The 20536-nt window shown below is 59.8% G+C and carries 18 protein-coding genes; 11 read left to right on the top strand and 7 right to left on the bottom strand.

The features are described from left to right. Positions 1-24: 24 nt before the first annotated feature. The 3 genes from OK142_RS10285 (at position 25) to OK142_RS10275 (ending at position 1827) form a co-directional block, all read left to right on the top strand. Positions 25-237 carry a hypothetical protein gene (locus tag OK142_RS10285; RefSeq protein ID WP_003497996.1) on the top strand — a complete coding sequence of 71 codons (213 nt, stop codon included), beginning with the start codon at positions 25-27 and terminating at the stop codon, positions 235-237. A gap of 66 nt (positions 238-303) precedes the next feature. Beyond that, positions 304-588, top strand: coding sequence for a hypothetical protein (locus OK142_RS10280; RefSeq protein ID WP_498682522.1), 285 nt, complete (start codon positions 304-306; stop codon positions 586-588). Between the two features lie 39 nt (positions 589-627). Next, positions 628-1827 carry a low temperature requirement protein A gene (locus OK142_RS10275; protein WP_498682521.1) on the top strand — a complete coding sequence of 400 codons (1200 nt, stop codon included), beginning with the start codon at positions 628-630 and terminating at the stop codon, positions 1825-1827. Here the strand turns inward: OK142_RS10275 and OK142_RS10270 are convergent. Then, complete coding sequence (locus OK142_RS10270; RefSeq protein WP_498682519.1) at positions 1824-3293, bottom strand: glycosyl transferase family protein; 1470 nt, start codon at positions 3291-3293, stop codon at positions 1824-1826. The two genes, OK142_RS10275 and OK142_RS10270, sit on opposite strands and share 4 nt — an antisense overlap. Before the next feature lie 147 nt (positions 3294-3440). On the opposite strand from OK142_RS10270, the gene OK142_RS10265 reads away from it, so the two are divergent. Together OK142_RS10265 and soxR are read left to right on the top strand one after the other, a co-directional pair. Continuing rightward, complete coding sequence (locus OK142_RS10265) at positions 3441-5549, top strand: TonB-dependent receptor domain-containing protein (RefSeq protein WP_498682518.1); 2109 nt, start codon at positions 3441-3443, stop codon at positions 5547-5549. A gap of 177 nt (positions 5550-5726) precedes the next feature. Next, positions 5727-6182, top strand: a complete 456-nt coding sequence (gene soxR / locus OK142_RS10260) for a redox-sensitive transcriptional activator SoxR (protein ID WP_164056825.1) — start codon at positions 5727-5729, stop codon at positions 6180-6182. Between the two features lie 29 nt (positions 6183-6211). On the opposite strand, the gene amyA is transcribed toward soxR, so the two are convergent. The 6 genes from amyA to OK142_RS10230 form a co-directional block, all read right to left on the bottom strand. Further along, positions 6212-7699 (bottom strand): alpha-amylase, encoded by a 1488-nt coding sequence (gene amyA, locus OK142_RS10255; protein ID WP_498682517.1) that lies wholly within the window; start codon positions 7697-7699, stop codon positions 6212-6214. Positions 7700-7832: 133 nt separating this feature from the next. Beyond that, the gene (locus OK142_RS10250) at positions 7833-9563 is read right to left on the bottom strand and encodes an acetyl/propionyl/methylcrotonyl-CoA carboxylase subunit alpha (RefSeq protein ID WP_498682515.1); all 1731 of its coding nucleotides are present in this window, start codon (positions 9561-9563) and stop codon (positions 7833-7835) included. Positions 9564-9580: 17 nt separating this feature from the next. Next, on the bottom strand, positions 9581-11176 hold the full coding sequence (locus tag OK142_RS10245) for a 5-oxoprolinase subunit B/C family protein (protein ID WP_498682568.1): 1596 nt from the start codon (positions 11174-11176) through the stop codon (positions 9581-9583). A gap of 7 nt (positions 11177-11183) precedes the next feature. After that, positions 11184-11993 (bottom strand): putative hydro-lyase, encoded by an 810-nt coding sequence (locus OK142_RS10240; RefSeq protein ID WP_216333347.1) that lies wholly within the window; start codon positions 11991-11993, stop codon positions 11184-11186. Positions 11994-12004: 11 nt separating this feature from the next. Next, positions 12005-12772 carry a LamB/YcsF family protein gene (locus OK142_RS10235; protein ID WP_003497977.1) on the bottom strand — a complete coding sequence of 256 codons (768 nt, stop codon included), beginning with the start codon at positions 12770-12772 and terminating at the stop codon, positions 12005-12007. A 79-nt stretch (positions 12773-12851) separates the two neighbouring features. Continuing rightward, on the bottom strand, positions 12852-14093 hold the full coding sequence (locus tag OK142_RS10230) for an NRAMP family divalent metal transporter (protein WP_003497976.1): 1242 nt from the start codon (positions 14091-14093) through the stop codon (positions 12852-12854). 265 nt (positions 14094-14358) lie between these two features. Between OK142_RS10230 and OK142_RS10225 the strand changes: the two genes are divergently transcribed. From OK142_RS10225 to OK142_RS10200, 6 genes are all read left to right on the top strand, one after another. After that, positions 14359-15024 (top strand): GntR family transcriptional regulator, encoded by a 666-nt coding sequence (locus OK142_RS10225; protein WP_035242942.1) that lies wholly within the window; start codon positions 14359-14361, stop codon positions 15022-15024. A gap of 101 nt (positions 15025-15125) precedes the next feature. Continuing rightward, on the top strand, positions 15126-15713 hold the full coding sequence (locus tag OK142_RS10220) for an ANTAR domain-containing response regulator (protein ID WP_035243269.1): 588 nt from the start codon (positions 15126-15128) through the stop codon (positions 15711-15713). Between the two features lie 36 nt (positions 15714-15749). Then, a complete protein-coding gene (locus tag OK142_RS10215) occupies positions 15750-17045 on the top strand; it encodes a CmpA/NrtA family ABC transporter substrate-binding protein (RefSeq protein ID WP_498682511.1) in 1296 nt (431 codons plus the stop codon). Between the two features lie 377 nt (positions 17046-17422). After that, positions 17423-18715 (top strand): CmpA/NrtA family ABC transporter substrate-binding protein, encoded by a 1293-nt coding sequence (locus tag OK142_RS10210; RefSeq protein ID WP_498682510.1) that lies wholly within the window; start codon positions 17423-17425, stop codon positions 18713-18715. Between the two features lie 115 nt (positions 18716-18830). Next, positions 18831-19724 carry a nitrate ABC transporter permease gene (gene ntrB / locus OK142_RS10205; RefSeq protein WP_313613969.1) on the top strand — a complete coding sequence of 298 codons (894 nt, stop codon included), beginning with the start codon at positions 18831-18833 and terminating at the stop codon, positions 19722-19724. 13 nt (positions 19725-19737) lie between these two features. Then, positions 19738-20535, top strand: a complete 798-nt coding sequence (locus OK142_RS10200) for an ABC transporter ATP-binding protein (protein WP_444759706.1) — start codon at positions 19738-19740, stop codon at positions 20533-20535. Position 20536 lies beyond the last annotated feature (1 nt).

Raw genomic sequence — 20536 nt, 5'->3', positions numbered from 1 at the left:
TCACTTCAACGGATCACTGGCGTTATGGTTTTCTCGGACGATATGGAGCTGGCCGTCGCTCTTTACATGGCGGACATTGCCTTGCCCCGGCACATGGCCGTTGAAAAGCTTTTGAAGGCGGGACTTGAAGACGCGGGTTATTTAACCGGAGGTAAGGGTCGGCCGCCGGAAATCGTCGATGGGCAGACAAGCGCGGACTATGTGCAATATCGCACCTATCTGGACGAGGATAGCTAAAAGACGGCGGGAACCAAACCGGACGGGGGCTGTTTATGGCGCAGTCAATTGTGTCAGGATATTCCGATGTTTCCCAAGCCCCTCCTTCTCGCGGCAATTCTCATCTCCGCGCAGAGCCATCCGATATTCGCTCAGCCTCTGGAAGTCAGCACCCTGGAAGCCGTAGAGACCCGGAGCGCCGCAGTCTCGCCTTTAGAGACCGCATCCGACTACATTACCGATGTCTCCGGCAAGAAAGTGCGTCTGGTGGGCCCGCGTTTTTATCCCGACAATGCGCGGGCGCTGCAGTTTCCGGGCCGAGCCTCAACCATTGATACTTCGGCTGAAGAAGACCGTCTGTCGCAGCGATGAAGCAATCGCAATAACGCCTATTTGACGAACAGGGGCAGAATGGGAACCGAGAGCGAAACGTCCGGGCCGAAACCGGATGCGCAAAGCTGGATCAAACGGGAAGGGCAGGAAGCCGAAAAGGCGACCTTTCCTGAACTGTTCTTCGATCTGGTCTTTGTTTTCGCGCTCATCCAGCTTTCCCACGCGCTTGCCAAGGACTTTGGACCGACGGCCGCACTTGAGGCGGGCATTCTGATATTGTCGCTTTGGTGGCTGTGGATACACACCACATGGATCACCAACCTGCTGAATACGGAAAAGGAGCCGGTCCGGCTTCTGCTCTTCGTTCTGATGTTCGGCGGGGTGCTTTTGGCAATCGCGCTGCCGGAGGCATTTGCGGAACAGGGTTTCGTGTTCGCGCTGATCTATAGCGCCATGCAGGTGGGCCGAAGCCTGTTTGCGCTTTATGCTTTCAAGGGAGAAGACCGGCAGTCTTTTCTGGTTTTTGTGCGGGTGACGATCTGGCTCGTCATATCGAGCCTGTTCTGGCTCGCTGGCGGGCTCGCCGATCTGACGGATCGCATCCTGCTGTGGGGTATCGCGCTGGCGATCGAATATGCCGGACCCGCCTGCCGTTATGTCGTGCCGGGATTAAAAGCAAGCGATGCGGACAAGCTGCATCTCTCCGGCGAGCACCTTGCGGAGCGCTGTGCGCTTTTCGTCATCATCTGTCTCGGGGAAACGATCCTCACCACGGGCCGCACGGCCACGGAATATATGAACTCCGGCCTGACATTTATCGTCTTTTGTTCTGCCTTCGTCAGCACCGTGACAATGTGGTGGATCTATTTCCATCACGGACAGGAAGAGGCTTCCAGAAAGGCCGAACATGCGGACGAGAAAGCGAAGATTGCCCAGAATCTTTTCAACTACGGGCATCTGCCCATCGTGGCCGGCATTATCCTGACGGCAGTGGGAGAGGATTTCAGCCTGTCTCATGCCCATGAAGGGACGACGATGAGGGAGTCCATCGCCATTCTTGGCGGTCCGATCCTGTTTCTGGCCGGTAATATCGGCGTCAAGATTGCCGCCACCTATCAGCGGCCCATCTCGCATTTTGCTGGCGTAGCAGCACTTTGCCTGCTTTTGCCGGTGCCGGGCGTGTCGCTTTTTGTGCTACAGCTGGCAAGCACCGGCATTTTGCTGCTCGTTGCCCTCTGGGAATATCTGGCGCTGAAAAAATCAGTCGCCAACGCCTAGGCAGTGGCGAAATTGCGTACCCTGTCGTGCCATAGCCGCAGGCTGCGGGCATAGGCCTCTTCGAAAGGCAGCATCATATCATTGACCAGCATCAGGGCGATGGCTGCGGTGGAGACGATGATGGTTTCCGCTCTTTCGTCTCTCGCCGCCCCCGTCCAAACGGCGCGCCAATATTCGAAGGTGGTGAACATGGTCGGCATTTCGGCCGGTGGAGTTTCGCGGGCGGGAATGACGAACTCAACATCCTCGCCCTTGGAAAGACCGAAGATGCGGGTGCTGCGAAAGGGTGTAAACTGCGCGAAATCCCGTGTATTGCCGAGAATGGCCAAGCTCTCGACGGAAAGCAGCCGCGCCGTATCGCGATGAAGCTCCTGATAGGAGGGGCGGGCGACGCCGATGATGGTGCTTCTGGCGCGAAGCGGATTGAGAAGATGCACGACCGTATTGAGCGGCAGGCGCATTTCCAGAATGCCGTGCAGGCCAAGCAGGCTCTGAAACTGTAACGACAGTCCACCGATCGGCAGATAGGCTATCCCTTGCGAAGCCGTGGCCTTGGCCGCCTCAGAAATCGAGTGGCAGAGCGGTATCCCGCAGGCTTCAGCGGCGAGTTCGAGCTTGCCGCCATTTTCTCCCTGGCCCACATGGCCGTGCAACAGCACGCTATATCCCGCCATGGAAACAAGACGTGCGGAATGCAGGAACCAGGGCGCATCGCGATGTTTGGGCGACATATAGGCGGGCCAGTCGAGATCGACCGATGCGGGCGCTTGCTGGTCTATTTTTATATGGCCCCACATGGCTTCGATAAAACCGGCAAGCTCTGCCGCGGTCACACCGCGATAATGCATGGTCGCAAGCAGCGCGCCGATCTGTATGGGATCTGCATCGCCTTCGAGAATGATCGAGAGCGCGTCCATCGCCTCTTGCTGGCTGAGCGGGCGGCTGTTGCCGATGCCCATCGCCGAGGTCGCGATATATTTGGCGAGCCTGTGCTGCGGATCGGCATTGTGGCCGATGCGGGCAAGGCGGTCCGCTATATTTTCCGGTGTCGGCTGACCTTCGAGGAGAACGCTGGGGCGCAGCGAAAGAGGCGGCGCCTTCATCAGCACCGGCCGTTCCCAGCCGCTAACATTGGCGGCGGCGGGGGCTGCCGCTTTTTCCTGTGAATAATCGATCAGGTTTTCCGCCTCCGCCGCCAGCGACCGAATGCGCAGCCGCATGGTCTCGGCAAAGGGGGTGGGCCGCAGACCCTGGCCGGTGCGTAAGAACAGCTGGTCGCCGTATTTCTCGCGCAGCTGCTGTAATATCCGGCTCATCGATGATGTCGGTAGTCCCATGCCTGCCGCTGCGCGGCTGACACTTCCTTCACGCAACAACGCATCGAACGCGACAAGGAGTTTCAGCTGTCCAAGCCTGTCGGGCTTTGCCGGGGAAGCTGGTTCTTCTTTTCTCTTGCCGGTTGTCATCTTGCTGTTTTTTTACCCCGCTGCCGAATGGCGGAGCCCTTTTTGCAATTTCTGGAATTTAGAACTGTTCGAAAACAAACGCGTTGCGCCTGCACTCCCTCCTAAATAAGTGGGGTTAAATTCTCAAGTTAAATGCGGGGGCGTAACATGGAATTGAAGTACCGCGGCCGGGATATGGCCGCGACGATAATAAAGGCTGGCCTTTCGGCGGCACTGGCAGGAACGGCGCTCAGCGCCGCATTGCCCGCTTTCGCACAGCAGGCGTCCGAGGGAACCACCGTCCTGCAGCAGATCGTGGTCACCGCATCGGGCTTCGAGCAGAATGTGAAAGACGCTCCCGCCAGCATCACGGTTGTGACGCGGGAGGATCTTGAAAAGGGATCCTATCGCGATCTGACCGACGCCTTGCGCGAAGTTCAGGGTGTATCCGTCACCGGCATTGCCAATGAGAAGGACATTTTCATTCGCGGATTGCCCGGCGCCTACACGCTGGTGCTTGTTGACGGCAAACGGCAGAGCACCCGCGATGCCCGCACGAATGGTAATTCCGGCTTCGAGCAGAGCTTCGTGCCGCCAGTTTCGGCCATCGAGCGTATCGAGGTTGTGCGCGGCCCGATGTCGTCTCTTTACGGTTCCGACGCCATGGGCGGCGTCATCAACATCATCACCCGCAAGGTCGGCGATGTCTGGTCCGGTTCCGTCACCACCGAGGGCACGGTTCAGCAGCATTCCAAATTCGGCAATAGCGGCCAGGTGTCCTGGTATGCCAACGGGCCGATCCTGAAGGACCAGCTGGGCCTTCAGATCTGGGGCAGGGGCTTCAACCGCGGCGAAGACCGTATTCTGAGCGGCACCACCGGCGCCAAGGAATATGATTTCAACGGCCGTCTGACCTTTACGCCGAATGAAGACCACGACATTTATCTCGAAGGCGGCAAGACGCGGCTGCGTCGCAGCGCCGAGCCGGGCGAGACACTGGCGGCGACCGACGCCAACGGCACCTACAATACCAATACGCGCGACCATTGGTCATTGTCGCATACCGGCCGCTGGGGACCGACCACATCCGAATTCTCCTTCCAGCAGGAATGGGCCGAGCGCACCAATTTCACCAGAAATACCCGCACGGGACGCGTCACGGAAAATCCGCGCTCGCCGGAGGTTCGCAACACCGTTCTTGATGGCAAGTTCACCACGCCCTTCGAATTGTTTGGCAACCACACGCTGGTCACGGGCGGTCAATATTTCGAGGCGCGGCTGACGGACCAGAACCCGGGACGGCGCACCAGTGTTGATGAAACCTTCTCGGCGACGCAATGGGCGCTCTTTGTCGAGGATGAATGGCGCATCGTCGATAATTTCGCGCTGACGGGCGGTCTTCGTCTCGATAACCATGAGAAATATGGCAATCATTTCAGCCCGCGCCTTTACGGTGTGTGGAGCGCGACGGAAGAGCTGACGATCAAGGGTGGTATTTCCACCGGTTTCCGCGCGCCTGAAATCCGCCAGATTGCGCCGGGTTATGCCTATACGACGGGCGGTGGCGGTTGCACCTACGGACCGAGCGGCACCTGCGGCGTGATCATCGGCGATCCCGGTCTGGAAGCGGAAAAGAGCACGAGCTACGAAGTGGCCGCGCTCTGGGATAATGGCGATGTCGCTCTTGGCGCCACCTATTTCTACACCGATTTCAAGGACAAGATCTCCAACGCGCTGGTGCTCAATCCGGATGGAACGCCGGCCCGCTGGAGCGAGGATCGCAATTATCGCCTCTGGTATAACTACAATATCGATGATGCGGTCATTCAGGGTGTGGAACTGACGGCAACCTGGTATGCGACGCCGGAGCTGACGCTGCGCGGCAACTATACCTACACGCATTCCGAACAGAAGACTGGCGACTACGAAGGTTTCCCGCTGGCGCGCACGCCCGAGCACATGGCCAATCTGCGGGGTGACTGGGTAACGCCGATAGACGGGCTGGAAGCCTGGGCCTCGGTGAATTATCACGGATCGGAAATCAATGCCGGCCCGCGCATCGGCACGAATGGTACGCCGGTGACGATCAACGGCAAGGCCGGGCGCAAATATGAGGCCTACACCACGCTTGATATTGGCGCGAAATATGCTGTCGCCGAAAATGTCGATCTCAATGCTGCCGTTTACAATGTCTTCGACAAGGATGTCGGCACCGATGATTTCAACACGGTCATGGAAGGCCGCCGTTTCTGGATCAGCATGACAGCGAAATTCTGATAAGCAAAATTCTGATACCGGCCATATCCAAGATTTCAGAGGCGCTCATCGGGCGCCTCTTTTTTTTGGCCATCTGGTCTATTGACCTCAACTATGGTTAAGGAATTATACCGGCTGCTCTTTAATGTATTTCCGCGTTTTTCAAGAGCGGAGATTGTTCAGAAAACCGGAGCCGGCATGGAAAATACCATACTTAAACACAGCCTGACGGTTGGCGAGGTTGCGCGTCGCAGCGGCGTTGCCGTTTCCACCGTCCATTTTTATGAGGCGAAAGGATTGATAGAAGGCTGGCGCACCAGCGGCAACCAGCGCCGTTATCATCGTGCCGTGCTGCGGCGCATCGCGATTATCCGCATCGCCCAGCGGGCCGGTATCCAGCTTGGGATCATCAGGGATGCGATGGCGGATTTGCCGCAGGATCGGGTGGCGACGGCCGCTGACTGGCGCAGGTTTTCGCAGTCCTGGCGGGAAATGCTACAGCTTCGCATCAACAGCCTGATTATGCTGCGCGACCAGCTTACCGGCTGCATCGGTTGCGGCTGCCTTTCGCTGGATGACTGTCCCTTGCGCAATCCGAACGATGTTCTGGCCGATGACGGCGCTGGCCCGCGCCGTCTCGTATCCGCCGAATGAACGGTGTCGTTGGTTGAAGCGGTTGTGTTTCACTCGGGACCTGCAGGAACCCAGACGCTGACGCTGCCGCCATTGGTGGGGAACACGCCCTTGCCGCTCTCATCAAGGGTAATCCGCTCGTCCCGGTGGCCGAGAAAGTCGCGCCATGCCGCTCCCGCATGTTCGGGACCCAGATCAATCTGCTTTTCCGCCGGCTCGCCATTCGACATTACCACCACGCAACCCGGCTCATCGGCGGTGCCGTGGCGAATAAAGGCGATGCAGCTCGGGTCGTCGAGAATATCCGTCTGGGCGCCGTTGCCGAAGCGGCTGCGTGCCTCGACGAGCTTCGGCAGGCATTCGATCGCCGGCATGTCGATCTCATGTTCGTTGCCGTCATTGCCGGTGTCGGTGTAGCTCGTGCCGAACAGATCGGGATAGAAGACGCAGGGAACACCCTCTTCGCGCAGCAGGATGATCGCATAGGCCAAGGGCTTGAACCACGGCTCAACCGGCGCTTCCAGCGATTGCAGCGGCTGGGTGTCGTGATTGTCGACCAGCGTGACGGCATGGTCGGGAACCGCCGAAAGCAGCGACCCTTCGAAGATGGTCCGCATGTCGAAATCGCCGCCCTGTTTGGAGGCGTCGTGGAAACGGTGATGAAGGGCGACATCGAAAAGCATCAGCTGCTTGTCGACGAGTTCGAGATAGCTTTTCAGCGCCTCTATGTCGGGGTGCCAATATTCCGCGACGACGAAGAGATCGGGATCGACCGTGTCGCGCATATGGCCGACCCAGTCGCGGAAGAACCAGGCCGGGATGTGTTTGGCTGCATCCAGACGGAACCCGTCGACCTGAACCTGCTCGGCGAGCCAACGGCCCCAATATTTGAGTTCCTCATAGACCGCCCTGTTTCTGAATTCGACGTCAGCACCCATCAGATAGTCGAAATTGCCGTTTTCCTGATCGACTTCCTCGTTCCATTCGCCATCTCCATATTCGTTGACGAGGCGAAAAATGCCGTCCTCCGTCGGTTCCTCGATGTGGTCGACACCACTGAAGCACTTTAGATCCCAGATGAATTTGGAATATTTGCCGTTTCGGCCCGGAAAGGTGAACTTGGTATAGGCAAGTGCCTGGAAATCCTGATCGTCTATCTCGGTGCGGTCCTCGGGATTGACGCGGCGGACCCGCACCTTTTCCTTTTCGTCGGCACCCATCTTGTGATTGAGAACGACGTCATGAATGACGCGAATGCCGTTTTCCTTCAGCGTCCGGCCCGCATGTTCGAGGGCGCCGCGATCGCCATATTTTGTGGCGACGGTGCCCTTCTGGTCGAACTCGCCGAGGTCAAAGAGATCGTAGGTGTCGTAACCCACCGAATAACCGCCGGCGGCGCCCTTGTAGGCGGGCGGCAGCCAAACGTCGGTGATTCCCATTTTCGCAAGGCTTTCGGCTTTTTCGCCCACCTCGCTCCATAATTTCCCTCCGTCCGGATAATACCAATGGAAGAATTGAAGCAAGGTGCGTCCGGCCATATTTCCCTCACGATGGTTAGCAGGTCGCGCCATAAACGGACCGGCGGCGAAAGGGTTCCGCCGCCGGTGCCGACCGAGCATCCATTGTGGGTGCCGCCTTCCCTGAGTGGTTGGCGGTTCGGCTGTCTTCGCGTTAGCCGGTGATTTCCAGAAGTGCTGCGCCAGCCTGCAGATAATCGCCTTCCTTGACGATCAGGCGCACCTTGCCGGCCCTGGTGGCGACGATTTGCGTCTCCATCTTCATGGCTTCCATGACCGCCAGCAGATCGCCTTCGGAAACGGTTTCACCATCCTTTATCTTGAAGGATTGCAGGGTGCCGGAAACCGGGGCGGTGATTTCGCCTTCCTTCTCTTTGACCGCAGCGCCGGGCGCAGAAGCGTTGCCGCCGCTGGCGGCGCCAAGACCGGATAGCAGCAGGCTCGGCAGACCGACTGAGACGCGCTTGCCGTCGATTTCCAGAAAGGTCCTTGTGATGGAAGGGTCCTCGACCGGTGCCGGGCGCTCCATCGCATCCGGCATGGCGGCGAAATCGGTCTCGATCCAGCGGGTGTGAACCTTGAATCCGTCAGTGCCGATGAAGTCATCCGTCTCGATTGCGGCGCGATGGAACGGCAGGACGGTGGCGATGCCTTCGATACGGAATTCCTTAAGCGCGCGGCGGGCGCGGCGCAGGACCTGATCGCGGTCGGTACCCGTGACGATGAGCTTCGCCATCAGCGAGTCGAACACGCCCGGCACGCTGGAGCCGCTGACGACGCCGCTATCCATGCGAATACCCGGACCGGAGGGCGCGTCGAAGACCGAGATCGAGCCGGGTGTGGGCAGGAAACCCCGGCCGGGATCTTCGGCATTGATGCGGAATTCCATCGAGTGGCCGCGCGGTTCCGGCGTTTCAAGAACCCGCAGCTTGTGGCCTTCGGCGATGCGGAACTGCTCGACAACGAGATCGATGCCGGTGGTTTCTTCGGTGACGGGATGTTCCACCTGCAGGCGCGTATTAACCTCCAGGAAGGAAATCGTGCCATCGACACCGAGCAGGAATTCGACGGTGCCGGCACCGGAATAACCTGCCGCAGCACAGATAGCCTTTGCGGCATCGTGAATTTTCTGCCGCTGTTCGGCAGACAGGAACGGGGCCGGAGCCTCCTCGATCAGCTTCTGGTTACGGCGCTGCAGCGAGCAGTCGCGGGTGCCTAGCACGAGCACATTGCCATGCTTGTCCGCCAGAACCTGCGCCTCGATGTGGCGGGGCCGGTCGAGGAACCGTTCGAGAAAACACTCGCCACGGCCGAAAGCGGCTGTCGCCTCGCGAACGGCGGATTCGTAGAGATCGGCGATCTCTTCCATCTTCCACGCAACCTTCAGGCCACGTCCACCGCCACCATGCGCCGCCTTGATGGCGACGGGCAGGCCGTGTTTTTCGGCAAAGGCGGTGACTTCGGCAGCGGTAGAGACCGGGCCGTCACTGCCGGCGACCAGCGGCGCGCCAACACCGGTGGCGATACGCCGCGCTTCGACCTTGTCGCCCAATGCTTCGATGACATGGGGGTCTGGGCCGATCCAGCTAAGGCCGGCATCGATAACGGCTCGCGCAAATTCGGCGCGTTCGGACAAAAAACCGTAACCGGGATGCACGGCATCCGCACCGGCGCGTTTGGCAATCGCGATCAGCTTGGCGATATCGAGATAGGTCTCGGCGGGGCGCACGCCCTCCAGCGCAAAGGCCTCATCCGCCAGCCGTACGAAAAGAGCATCCTGATCGGGGTCGGCATAAACGGCGACCGATTGCAGGCCGTAATCGCGGCATGCGCGGATGATCCGCACCGCGATCTCGCCACGATTGGCAATCAGCACTTTTTTCATCGCTCTTCTCCTCGGAATTATTTGTTTTTGGCCGCGATTTCGGCGAAGGGGCCGATCGGGCGGAATTTGATTTTGGCATTGACGGGGATTTGCCCGGCAAGATCGAGATGATATTCGGCAACCGCGCCGATGACGGGATAACCGCCGGTCAGTGGATGGTCGGCAAGGAAGAGGACGGGCTGGCCGCTATGGGGAATCTGGATCGCCCCTGTTGCGGTGCCCTCGCTCGGCAATTCGGCGCTGTCCTTACGTTCCACCGGCACTTCGCCGGCAAGGCGGATGCCGACGCGGTTCGATTGCGGGGTGACCTGCCAGAGCTGGCCCGTCAGGGTCTCGATACCCTTCTGCGTGAACCAGTCCGTTCGCGGTCCGAGAACGACGTCCAACGTGACGACCTCGCCGGTTGCCGGCGCTTCGAAGGCCGGAACCTCGTCGATCGACACGCTGGAGAGGCCCGTCTTTTCGCCTTTCAGCGGCAGTATCGTGCCCGCGGCCACGCTTTCTGGCCCGACGATGGCGAGCGTGTCCGTCGCGAAGCTGCCGAGCACGGGTTCGACATCGAACCCGCCGCGGACGGAAAGATAACAGCGCATGCCCTTTTGCGGCTGACCAAAGGTGACGACATCGCCGGGTTCCAGGGAGACGGGAACATGGGTCTGCACTGTGAAACTGCCATCCGCCGTCTTGATGGTGACGGGGCAGGGTGCACCGGCAATGCCAATGACCGCGCGGCTTGTGCTCTTGAAGGAAAAACCGCCAAGCGTGAGTTCGAGACACGGCGTGTTGACCGGATTGCCGACAATGCGGTTTGCGGCGTTAAAAGCGCCGCGATCCAGCGCGCCGGAGGCCGATACGCCCTGTCCGGTCTGGCCGAAGCGGCCGAGATCCTGAAATATTGCTGGCATGGGTGCTGCGAGCACCTCGAAATGCGGGCCTTCCCTTGCTGCATCCGGCTGGGAGGTTCGCGGTGCCGAGGCAGAAATATCGACTGTCCTGCCGGACTTGGCCATATCGAAGAAGCGCACCCGATAACCCGGCTGGAAAAGCGCGCCGGGATCGCGGTCGATATCCCACATCTTCACCGGCGTGGTGCCGATGATCTGCCAGCCGCCCGGGCTGTTTTGCGGATAGACGCCGCTGAAGGCGCCGGCGAGCGCCACCGAACCCGCCGGAATGCGGGTGCGCGGGCTTTGCCGGCGCGGCACGTGAAGGGCCGGATCGCCGCCGACCAGATAACCGAAGCCGGGCGCGAAACCGCAAAAGGCCACGGTGAATTCACTTTCGGTGTGGCGACGGATGACCTCATCGACGCTCATGCCGGTCAGTTCGGCAACGTCGGTGAGATCTTCGCCATTATAGTGGACGGGGATTTCCACGAGATTGTCCGAAGGCGCGATTTTTGCCGAAAGATCGCGGCTGGAAAGCCGTGCGACCAGTGCTTGCGCGCCGATCTTCTCGGGGCGGAATCGGATCATCAGGGTGCGGGCAGCCGGAACCGTCTCTTCGATGCCCTCGACCGGATCGTTCTGAAGCGAGGCGAAAAGCGCCAGCGTTTCGTCAAGATCGGCAAGTTCAACGAGAATGGTTGTGAGGCTGACGGGGAGAAAACGCATCATATCCTCACGCGTGATAGGCTGAATCGGGAATGTCGGTGATGAACATGTGTCCGGGCGCATGGGTGATCGCAAAAGGCACACCGGACGCCATGACGGCGGCCTGTGGAGTGACGCCGCAGGCCCAGAACACCGGAACCTCGCCGGGCTCGATCCGTACCGCGTCACCGAAGTCGGGTTTCGCAAGATCGGTGATGCCGATCTCTTCCGGCGCGCCGACGTGCACGGGCGACCCGTGAACGGCCGGAAAACGCCCCGAAATGGTCGCGGCATCGGCGACCCGCGAAGCCGGGATCGGCCGCATGGAAACGACCATATTGCCTTTCAACCGACCCGCCGGACGGCATGGCCGGTTAGTCAGATACATCGGAACATTACTCTTGTCGGTCATGTGGCGGATTTCGATACCCGCTTCGACCATCGGCGTTTCGAAGGTGAAGCTGCAGCCGATCAGAAAGGCGACGAGATCGTCGCGCTCCGCCCAGGCCGCGGTTGCATCCGGCGTTTCCTCGGCAAGCTTGCCGTCTCGCCAGATGCGGTAGAGCGGCAGGTCGGTCCTGAGATCGGCACCGGGAGCCAGAAGCGTGGTGGGCGAGCCGGGATCGGAAACATCGAGTACCGGGCAGGGTTTGGGATTGCGCTGCGCATAAAGCAGGAAATCGAAGGCCCAGTCGCGCGGCAGCACGATCATGTTGGCCTGCGTGAAGCCGGGCGCGACGCCGGAGGTGGGCGCGACGAGGCCGCCGCGATAGGTGGCGCGGGCCTTTCGCGCGGCTTCCGCGTCGGTGTGATTGAGAAAGGATGTCGGTATGGTCACTGGCCGCTCCTTTAGAGAATGGAGGCAAAAGAGCGGATATCGATACCTTCGGCTTCGAAACGACGGCGGATTTCCTGGGCAATGGCGACTGCACCGGGGCTGTCGCCATGCACGCAGATGGATTGCGCCTCGATTTTTACGATGCTGCCGTCGATCGCTTCCAGCGTTCCTTCGCGGGCAAGCCGCACCATCCTGTCAGCGATTTTGGCGGCGTCGTGAAGAACGGCGCCGGCTTCCCTGCGTGAGACGAGCTGGCCTTGCGGCGTATAGGCGCGATCCGCGAAGGCTTCGGCAACGACGGCAAGGCCTGCCTTGCGGGCAAGATCCAGGATGGGCGCATTGGCAAGACCCATCAGTACCAGCGAGGGATCAACGGCCTTGATGCCGTCGATGACCGCCTGCCCCTGTTTTGCGTCGTTGGCGATGCGGTTGTAAAGCGCGCCGTGCGGCTTGACGTAGCGCACCGTGGTTCCCGCAGCGGCGGCAACGCCTTTCAGCGCGCCGATCTGGTAGATGACATCGGCGATCAGCTCTTCGGAGGTGACGTCCAGATCGCGGCGGCCAAAGCCGACGCGGTCCGGATAGGAGACATGGGCGCCGACGACCACGCCTTTTTCGGCGGCGGCCTTGACGGTGCGGTAGATGCCGGCCGGGTCGCCGGCATGAAATCCGCAGGCGATGTTGGCGCTGGAAACGATGGCGAGCATCGCCTCATCGTCTCCCATGCTCCACGCACCGTAACTTTCGCCAAGATCGCTGTTGAGATCGATAGCGGCCATGTTTGCCTCCCTTTAGAGCATTTCCAGCAAAAGTGCGTAGCGGTTTTGCGTCCGGAAAATGCGTAAAAACACTAGTTTATTACAGGCCGAGCAGGCCGAAGATGGTGCCAGCGGACTTGTAGCCCATGTACCAGGTCAATGCGCAAGTCAGAACGCCGAGCAACAGCAGGACGCGCGGATAGCGGTAGCCACCCATCAGGTCTTCGCGTTTCCACGCCGCAAACAGGAAGATGCTGAGGCCGATCGGCAGGATGAGGCCGTTGAGGCCGCCGACGAAGACCAGCATGGCGGCGGGCGGCGTGGTGATCAGCAGGTAGCAGACGAGCGAGACTGCGATGAAAATGACCGTCGCCATATTGCGGGCACGCTCGCTCATATCCTGCTTGAAGACGGGCAGGAATGAAACGGAGGTATAGGCTGCGCCGATGACGCTGGTGATGGCCGCTGCCCAGAAGATGATGCCGAAGAGGCGGAAGCCGAGATCGCCGGCAGCCGAACGGAAGGCCTGCGCGGCGGGGTTTGCGGCCTGGCCCGACGTATCGATGATGACGCCGCTGGCGACAACGCCGAGAATCGCGAGAAACAGCACGTAACGCATGATGCCCGTGACGGCGATGCCGGTCAGAGCGGCGCGGTTGACGGCCGGCAGATTTTCAATGCCGACCATTCCCCGATCCAGCAGGCGGTGTGCGCCGGAATAGGTGATGTAACCGCCAACGGTGCCGCCGACGATGGTGGTGATGGTTGCGAAATTGATCGTGTCGGGCAGGAAGGTCTGGCGGAAGGCATCGCCCACCGGCGGAGCGGAGACGAAGGCCACATACAGCGTCAGCACAATCATCAGAATGCCGGCGAAAATGATGAACCGATCGACAGCGAGACCTGCGCGCTTGGAAACGAAGATGGCGATGGAAAATATCGCGCTGATGGCGCCGCCGATTTTCGGATCGAGCCCGAAAATGGCGTTCAGGCCAAGGCCGGTGCCGCCGATATTACCGATATTGAAGAACAGCCCGCCGATGATGACGAGAATGGCGAGCAGATAGCCGGCGCCGGGAATGGCGGCATTCGCAATATCGGATGCACGCATGCGCGTCAGCGTCACGATACGCCAGATGTTAAGCTGGACGACGAAGTCGATGACGATGGAGGCAAGAATGCCGAAGGCGAAGGCTGCGCCAAGCTGGGTGGTGAATGTCGCCGTCTGGGTGATGAAGCCGGGACCGATGGCGGATGTCGCCATCAGGAAGATCGCTCCCACCAGGGATGCGCGTTTTGACATTTTCATATCGGCAGTCGGGGTGAGCTTTTTTTGCTCCATGGATTTTCTCCGCTCCTGTCACAATCCGCCCCTCGCGGATGCTTTATGCCCCCGATCTTGTCGTGTTCTGCGAAATTGTCAACTTTGTTCAACAATATAAAGTTATCGTTCTTTCATTTTGTCTATTTGTTGGACGTCGTGGGCAGGATTTAATCATGTTTTTTTCGTGCTTTGCTAAAGCTTTGTGCTATGGGCAATCATGCCGTGTCCGAACTTGCCTGTCACGGAATTCCCGATGCTGCATTGCCTTAAGGAAAGAAGCGCCATGACGGAAACGATAGAAGGTCTTCCGCTTGCGGATCGATTGGCGAAGGGTATACGCACCCTGCTGATCTCCGGTGAGCTGATGCCGGGGCAACGCCTTTCGGAAGCAGCCTTCAGCGAACGTTTCGATGTCTCCCGCAATTCCCTGCGCGAAGCCTTCCGTCTTCTGACGAAGGATGGCCTGTTGCGTCATGAGGCCAATCGCGGCGTTTTTGTCGCCGTTCCCACCATGTCCTCCGTAATCGATATTTACCGCGTGCGACGTATGGTGGAATGCGGTGCTCTGCGCCAGGCATGGCACAAGCATTCGGCGATTCGGGTAATGCGCGCGGCGGTCGAGGATGCAAAGGTCAAGCGTGAAGAGGCGGACTGGCTGGGTGTGGGCAGCGCCAACATGAAGTTCCACGCCGCCGTGGTCGATCTTCTCGACAGCGCCCGTCTCAGCGATTTTTACGAGCGCATCGCCGCCGAACTCCGGCTTTGTTTCGGCCTGCTGAAAGATCCCGAACAGCTCCATTCTCCCTTCGTCGATATGAACAGCAAGATCCTGTCTCTGATGGAAGAGGGCAAGGCGGTTGAGGCGAGCGACGAGATGGAAATCTATCTCAATCTTTCCGAGCGCACGGTTTTGAAGGCGCTTGAACGCGCGGTAGAACACGCTTCCTGACATCTCTGGCGGGGAGGGCAACAGCCTCCATTGTTGCTCCGCCTCATTTTTGCATCCGCTGCCGATTGCCAAGTTTGCTGCGCTGCGTCATCAATGCTGCCATGACGCTTCGCGACCTCACCATTCTCGTTATTGACGAAAACGCGATCCGCGCCTCGATCATCGAGGAGGGGCTGCGCGAGGCCGGATATCAACGGGTGACGGTCATCCATGAGGTGCAGGGCGTGGCGCGCACCATCGAGACGCTGCAGCCCGACGTCATCTTCATCGATCTTGAAAATCCCAACCGCGACATGATGGAGCATCTGTTCCAGCTCACTCGTACGGTCGGCCGGCCGATCGCCATGTTCGTTGATCGCTCCGACACGGCCTCCATCGAGGCAGCTGTCGAGGCGGGGGTTTCCGCCTATGTCGTCGACGGGCTGAAGAAAGAGCGGGTCAAACCCATTCTCGATATGGCGGTCAGCCGCTTCAACGCTTTCAGCCGTCTGCAGCGGGAACTTGCCGACGCCAAATCGGCGCTGGAGGAACGCAAGGTCATCGAGCGCGCCAAGGGCATCCTGATGAAGATGCGCGGCCTTTCCGAAGAGCAGGCCTTTGCGCTTTTGCGGCAAACGGCAATGAACGAGAAAAAGAAAATATCCGAGATCGCGCAAAGCGTGGTCACCGCGGCCGGTCTGTTGATGTGACGAACCCGCCGGTCGGACAGTCGAGGAGTGCATGATATGGCGGCACCGGAAAAAACGGCCGGATCAAAAAGTGGAATGACACAAGCTGCAGGTGCACCCGCAATCGTGGGCAGCGACCGGCAGAAGGTCCTGCGCGCCGGTTTTATTCCCCTTGTCGATGCGTCCGTGCTGATCGCGGCGGCCGAATTCGGTTTCGCCGCCCGCGAAGGCCTGACGCTCGATCTCGTCAAGGATGTGTCCTGGGCGAATGTGCGTGACCGGCTGGCCTTCCGGCAATTCGATATCGCTCATATGCTCTCGCCAATGCCCGTTGCTTCCATGCTGGGGCTCGGCTCCAACCCCTCGCCGACGATCACGCCCTTTTCACTCGGGCGCGGCGGCAATGCCATCACGCTTTCGACCCGGCTTTTTGCGCGAATGAAGGCGTTGACGGGTCTGTCTGAAACGGCGGGAGCGCTCGAAAATGCCAAGGCGTTGAAGCAGGTGCTCGATGATATGCGGGCGCGGGGCGAAGCACCGCCGACACTTGGCATGACCTATCCGTTTTCGTCTCACAATTACGAATTTCGCTATTGGCTCGCTGCTGGCGGCATTCACCCCGATCATGACGTCAAGCTGGTGGTCGTGCCGCCGCCATTAACGTCGGATGCGCTCGCCGCAGGAGCCATCGACGGTTTCTGCGTCGGCGCGCCGTGGAACATCGTCGCCGCCGAGCGTGGTGTCGGCAGGATCGTTGCGGCCAAGCAGGATCTATGGCCTTCCGCGCCCGAAAAAGTCATTGGCATGCGGCCCGAATGGGCCGAAAGCCAGCAGGAAACGGTCGGCCGGCTGCTGACGGCGCTTGATGCGGCAGCGCGCTGGTGTGACCTTTCGGAAAATCACGACGAACTGAGCCGGGCGCTCGCCGATCCCCGTTATATCGGCGCGCCGCAAAGCATCATCCGCCATGTGCTCGCCGGCCAATTCTCAATCGACAGCCAGGGCAACCGCCGGGTGATCGACAAATATTTCATCTTCCACGGCGGCCATGCCAACTATCCGCGCCGGAGCCAGGCGTTGTGGATTTACAGCCAGATGATCCGCTGGGGGCAGGCGGAGTTCTCGCAGGCGGGCGTGGAAGCCGCGCTGTCCGCCTATCGGCCGGATATTTATCGGGCAGCACTGGGAGACACCAATGCGCCCGGCGATGCCGATATCCGCATTGAAGGGCAGGAAGAGGGGGACCGTTTCGTGGACGGCCTCGTTTTCGATCCTGCCGACATTGCGGGATATGTAAACGGCTTTTCCGTGCGAACATCCGCGCCGTTTTCACCGCCTGCCGGAGAGACGTGATTGGCGTCAGGCCTTGCAGGCTGCGCAAATTTCAAGCGCGAAACTTTTTATTTTGCATAAACCGTAGACAAAAAAGGCGGTGATCAAAATTTGATCAACCGCCTGAATTGCAAGAATTATCATTGTTTTTCAATAGTATATTCTTGAATCCATAAACTGGCATGCCTTTTGCGTCTTACTATTTGCTCCGGTCAACGGCGATCGGTGCGAGCAGGGCGCGGCATAGGCGCTTTCAAAGACATAGACGTCGCAAGGTTTTGCTGCCCGGAACACCTCCCGTTCCGCAGGCGCAAACACCGAGCGGCGTTTTTTTATTTTCAGGTTTTTTCGCAAGCGAAAGCGTCACCGAAAAGGTGACCCAATAGGGGAAGATGCGAATGAAAAAGATATTCTCGGGCGATGTCAGCCGCCGCACGATACTGAAGACGACAGCCACCGCCGCCCTTGTCAGCGCCGTGCGCGCGGCCTTTCCGTCAGGTGCTTTCGCAGCCACCGCTGAGCCCGAGGTGAAAGGCGCAAAAATCGGCTTTATCGCGCTTACCGATGCCGCCCCGCTCATCATTGCGGCGGAAAAGGGCCTGTTCGCCAAACATGGCATGCCTGACGTCGAGGTTCTGAAACAGGCCTCCTGGGGTGCGACGCGCGACAATCTCGTGCTCGGCGGCGCATCGAACGGCATCGATGGCGCACACATCCTGACGCCGATGCCCTATCTCATGCACACCGGCAAGGTGACCCAGAACAATGTGCCGGTGCCGATGACCATCCTCGCCCGCCTCAACCTCGACAGCCAGGGCATTTCCGTCGCCAGGGAATATGCCGAAACCGGCGTTCAGCTCGATGCTTCCAAATTGAAGGTGGCTTTCGAGAAAAAGAAGGCCGAGGGCAAGGAAATCAAGGCCGCGATGACCTTCCCCGGCGGCACGCATGATCTGTGGATCCGCTACTGGCTTGCCGCCGGCGGCATCGATCCGGACAAGGACGTCTCGACCATCGTCGTTCCGCCGCCGCAGATGGTCGCCAACATGAAGGTCGGCAATATGGACGTCTTCTGTGTGGGCGAACCGTGGAACGAGCAGCTCGTCAACCAGGGTATCGGTTTCACCGCCTGTACCACCGGAGAGCTCTGGAAAGGCCATCCGGAAAAGGCGCTCGGCATGCGCGCCGACTGGGTGGAAAAGAACCCCAACGCCACCAAGGCGCTGCTGATGGCCGTGATGGAGGCGCAGCAATGGTGCGATGAGATGGCGAACAAGGAAGAAATGTCCACCATCCTCGGCAAACGCCAATGGTTCAACGTGCCGCCGAAGGATGTGCTTGGCCGCCTGAAGGGCAATATCAATTACGGCAACGGCCGCGTGCTGGAAAATACCGGCCTGCAGATGAAGTTCTGGCAGGACCATGCCTCCTATCCCTTCCGCAGCCATGACAGCTGGTTCATCGCGGAAAACATCCGCTGGGGCAAATTCGCATCCGATACGGATGTGAAGGCGCTGGTGGAAAAGGTGAACCGTGAGGATATCTGGCGCGCGGCGGCCAAGGATCTCGGCGTTGCCGATCTTCCCGCCTCCACTTCGCGCGGCAAGGAAACCTTCTTCGACGGCAAGGTCTTCGACCCGGAAAATCCGTCGGCCTATCTCGAAAGCCTGTCCATCAAGGCGGCCTCCTGAGGAGGAGACCCGGGGTATCGCCCCTCATCCGCCAGATGCGCTGCCCAACCGGCGCGACTGAAGACCGGATGAGGGGCGAGCCCCAGACCGCAACCGAAATCAAGAGGAAACGTCCATGTCCGCATTGGCCCGAAAATTCAAAGAAGAGCCGCAGCAACCGGTGGCACAGAAGGCAAACGTCGTGGCACTGGCGCCGAAATCCGTCTCGCGGATCGATCTGCGCAAATGGGGCGCGGCGGCGGCCCGTAACATCATACCGCCGTTCATCGTCCTCGCCGTGCTGCTCGGTATCTGGCAGCTTCTCTGTTCCGCCCCCGGCTCATCGCTGCCGCCCCCGAGCCAAGTCTTCGAGGAGAGCTACGATCTCATCGTATCGCCGTTCTTCCATAACGGTTCGCAGGATATCGGCCTCGGCCTGCGTGTGTTGGTCTCGCTGGAGCGTGTAGCTTACGGTTTCGGCCTCGCCGCCATTGCCGGCATCATCCTCGGTGCAGTGATAGGCCAGTCGGTCTGGGCCATGCGCGGTCTAGACCCTATCTTTCAGGTGCTGCGCACGGTGCCGCCGCTGGCATGGTTGCCGCTTTCGCTCGCTGCCTTTCAGGACAGCAACCCGTCGGCCATTTTCGTGATCTTCATCACCTCCATCTGGCCGGTCATCATCAATACCGCAGTCGGCGTGCGCAATATTCCGCAGGATTACCGAAATGTCGCGCAGGTGCTGCGGCTCAACCAGATCGAATTCTTCTTCAAGATCATGCTGCCTTCGGCGGCACCCTACATCTTCACCGGTCTGCGTATCGGTGTCGGCCTTTCGTGGCTCGCAATCGTCGCGGCGGAAATGCTGACCGGCGGCGTCGGCATCGGCTTCTTCATCTGGGATGCGTGGAACTCCTCGCGCCTGCCCGACATCATCGTGGCGCTCGTCTACATCGGCGTCGTCGGCTTTGTGCTCGACAAGCTGGTGGCAGCGCTCGGCAAGGTCATCACCCGCGGCGCTGCGGCAAATTAAGAGGGCGACGATCATGAACGCTTATCTCAAGCTCGATCACATCGACAAATATTTCGACAAGGGCGGTTCGCGCGCCGAGGTGCTGAAAGGCATCAACCTCACCATCGAAAAAGGCGAATTCGTCTCCGTCATCGGCCATTCCGGCTGCGGCAAATCCACCATGCTCAACCTCATCGCCGGGCTGACGAAAGTTTCCGCCGGTGCGGTGCTTCTCGAAAACCGGGAGGTCAACGAACCTGGCCCGGAACGCGCCGTCGTGTTCCAGAACCACAGCCTGCTGCCCTGGCTTTCGGTCTATGAAAACGTCAATCTCGCCGTGGAAAAAGTGTTCCGCAACACCAAGACACGGGCCGAGCGGCACGACTGGGTCATGCGCAATCTCGATCTCGTGCAGATGGCCCATGCAAAAGACAAGAAACCGTCTGAAATTTCCGGCGGCATGAAACAGCGCGTCGGCATTGCCCGCGCGCTCGCCATGGAGCCGAAAATCCTGCTGCTGGACGAGCCCTTCGGCGCGCTGGACGCGCTGACCCGCGCCCATCTTCAGGACGCGGTGATGGAAATCCACGCCCGTCTCGGCAACACCATGGTCATGATCACCCATGATGTGGACGAGGCGGTGCTGCTTTCCGACCGTATCGTGATGATGACCAACGGACCCGCCGCCCATATCGGCGAAGTGCTGGAGGTGCCGCTGCCGCGCCCGCGCAACCGCATCGAGCTCGCATCCGACAAAACCTACCTCAAATGCCGCGAGGCCGTGCTGAAGTTCCTTTACGAACGTCACCGCTTCGTCGAAGCTGCGGAGTAAC

Origin of the sequence: Agrobacterium sp. BT-220-3, from assembly GCF_025910175.1 — a bacterium.
GTDB lineage: Bacteria > Pseudomonadota > Alphaproteobacteria > Rhizobiales > Rhizobiaceae > Agrobacterium > Agrobacterium oryzihabitans.
Note: the sequence above shows the minus strand (reverse complement) of the source record. Positions and strands in the feature narration are given on the sequence as shown.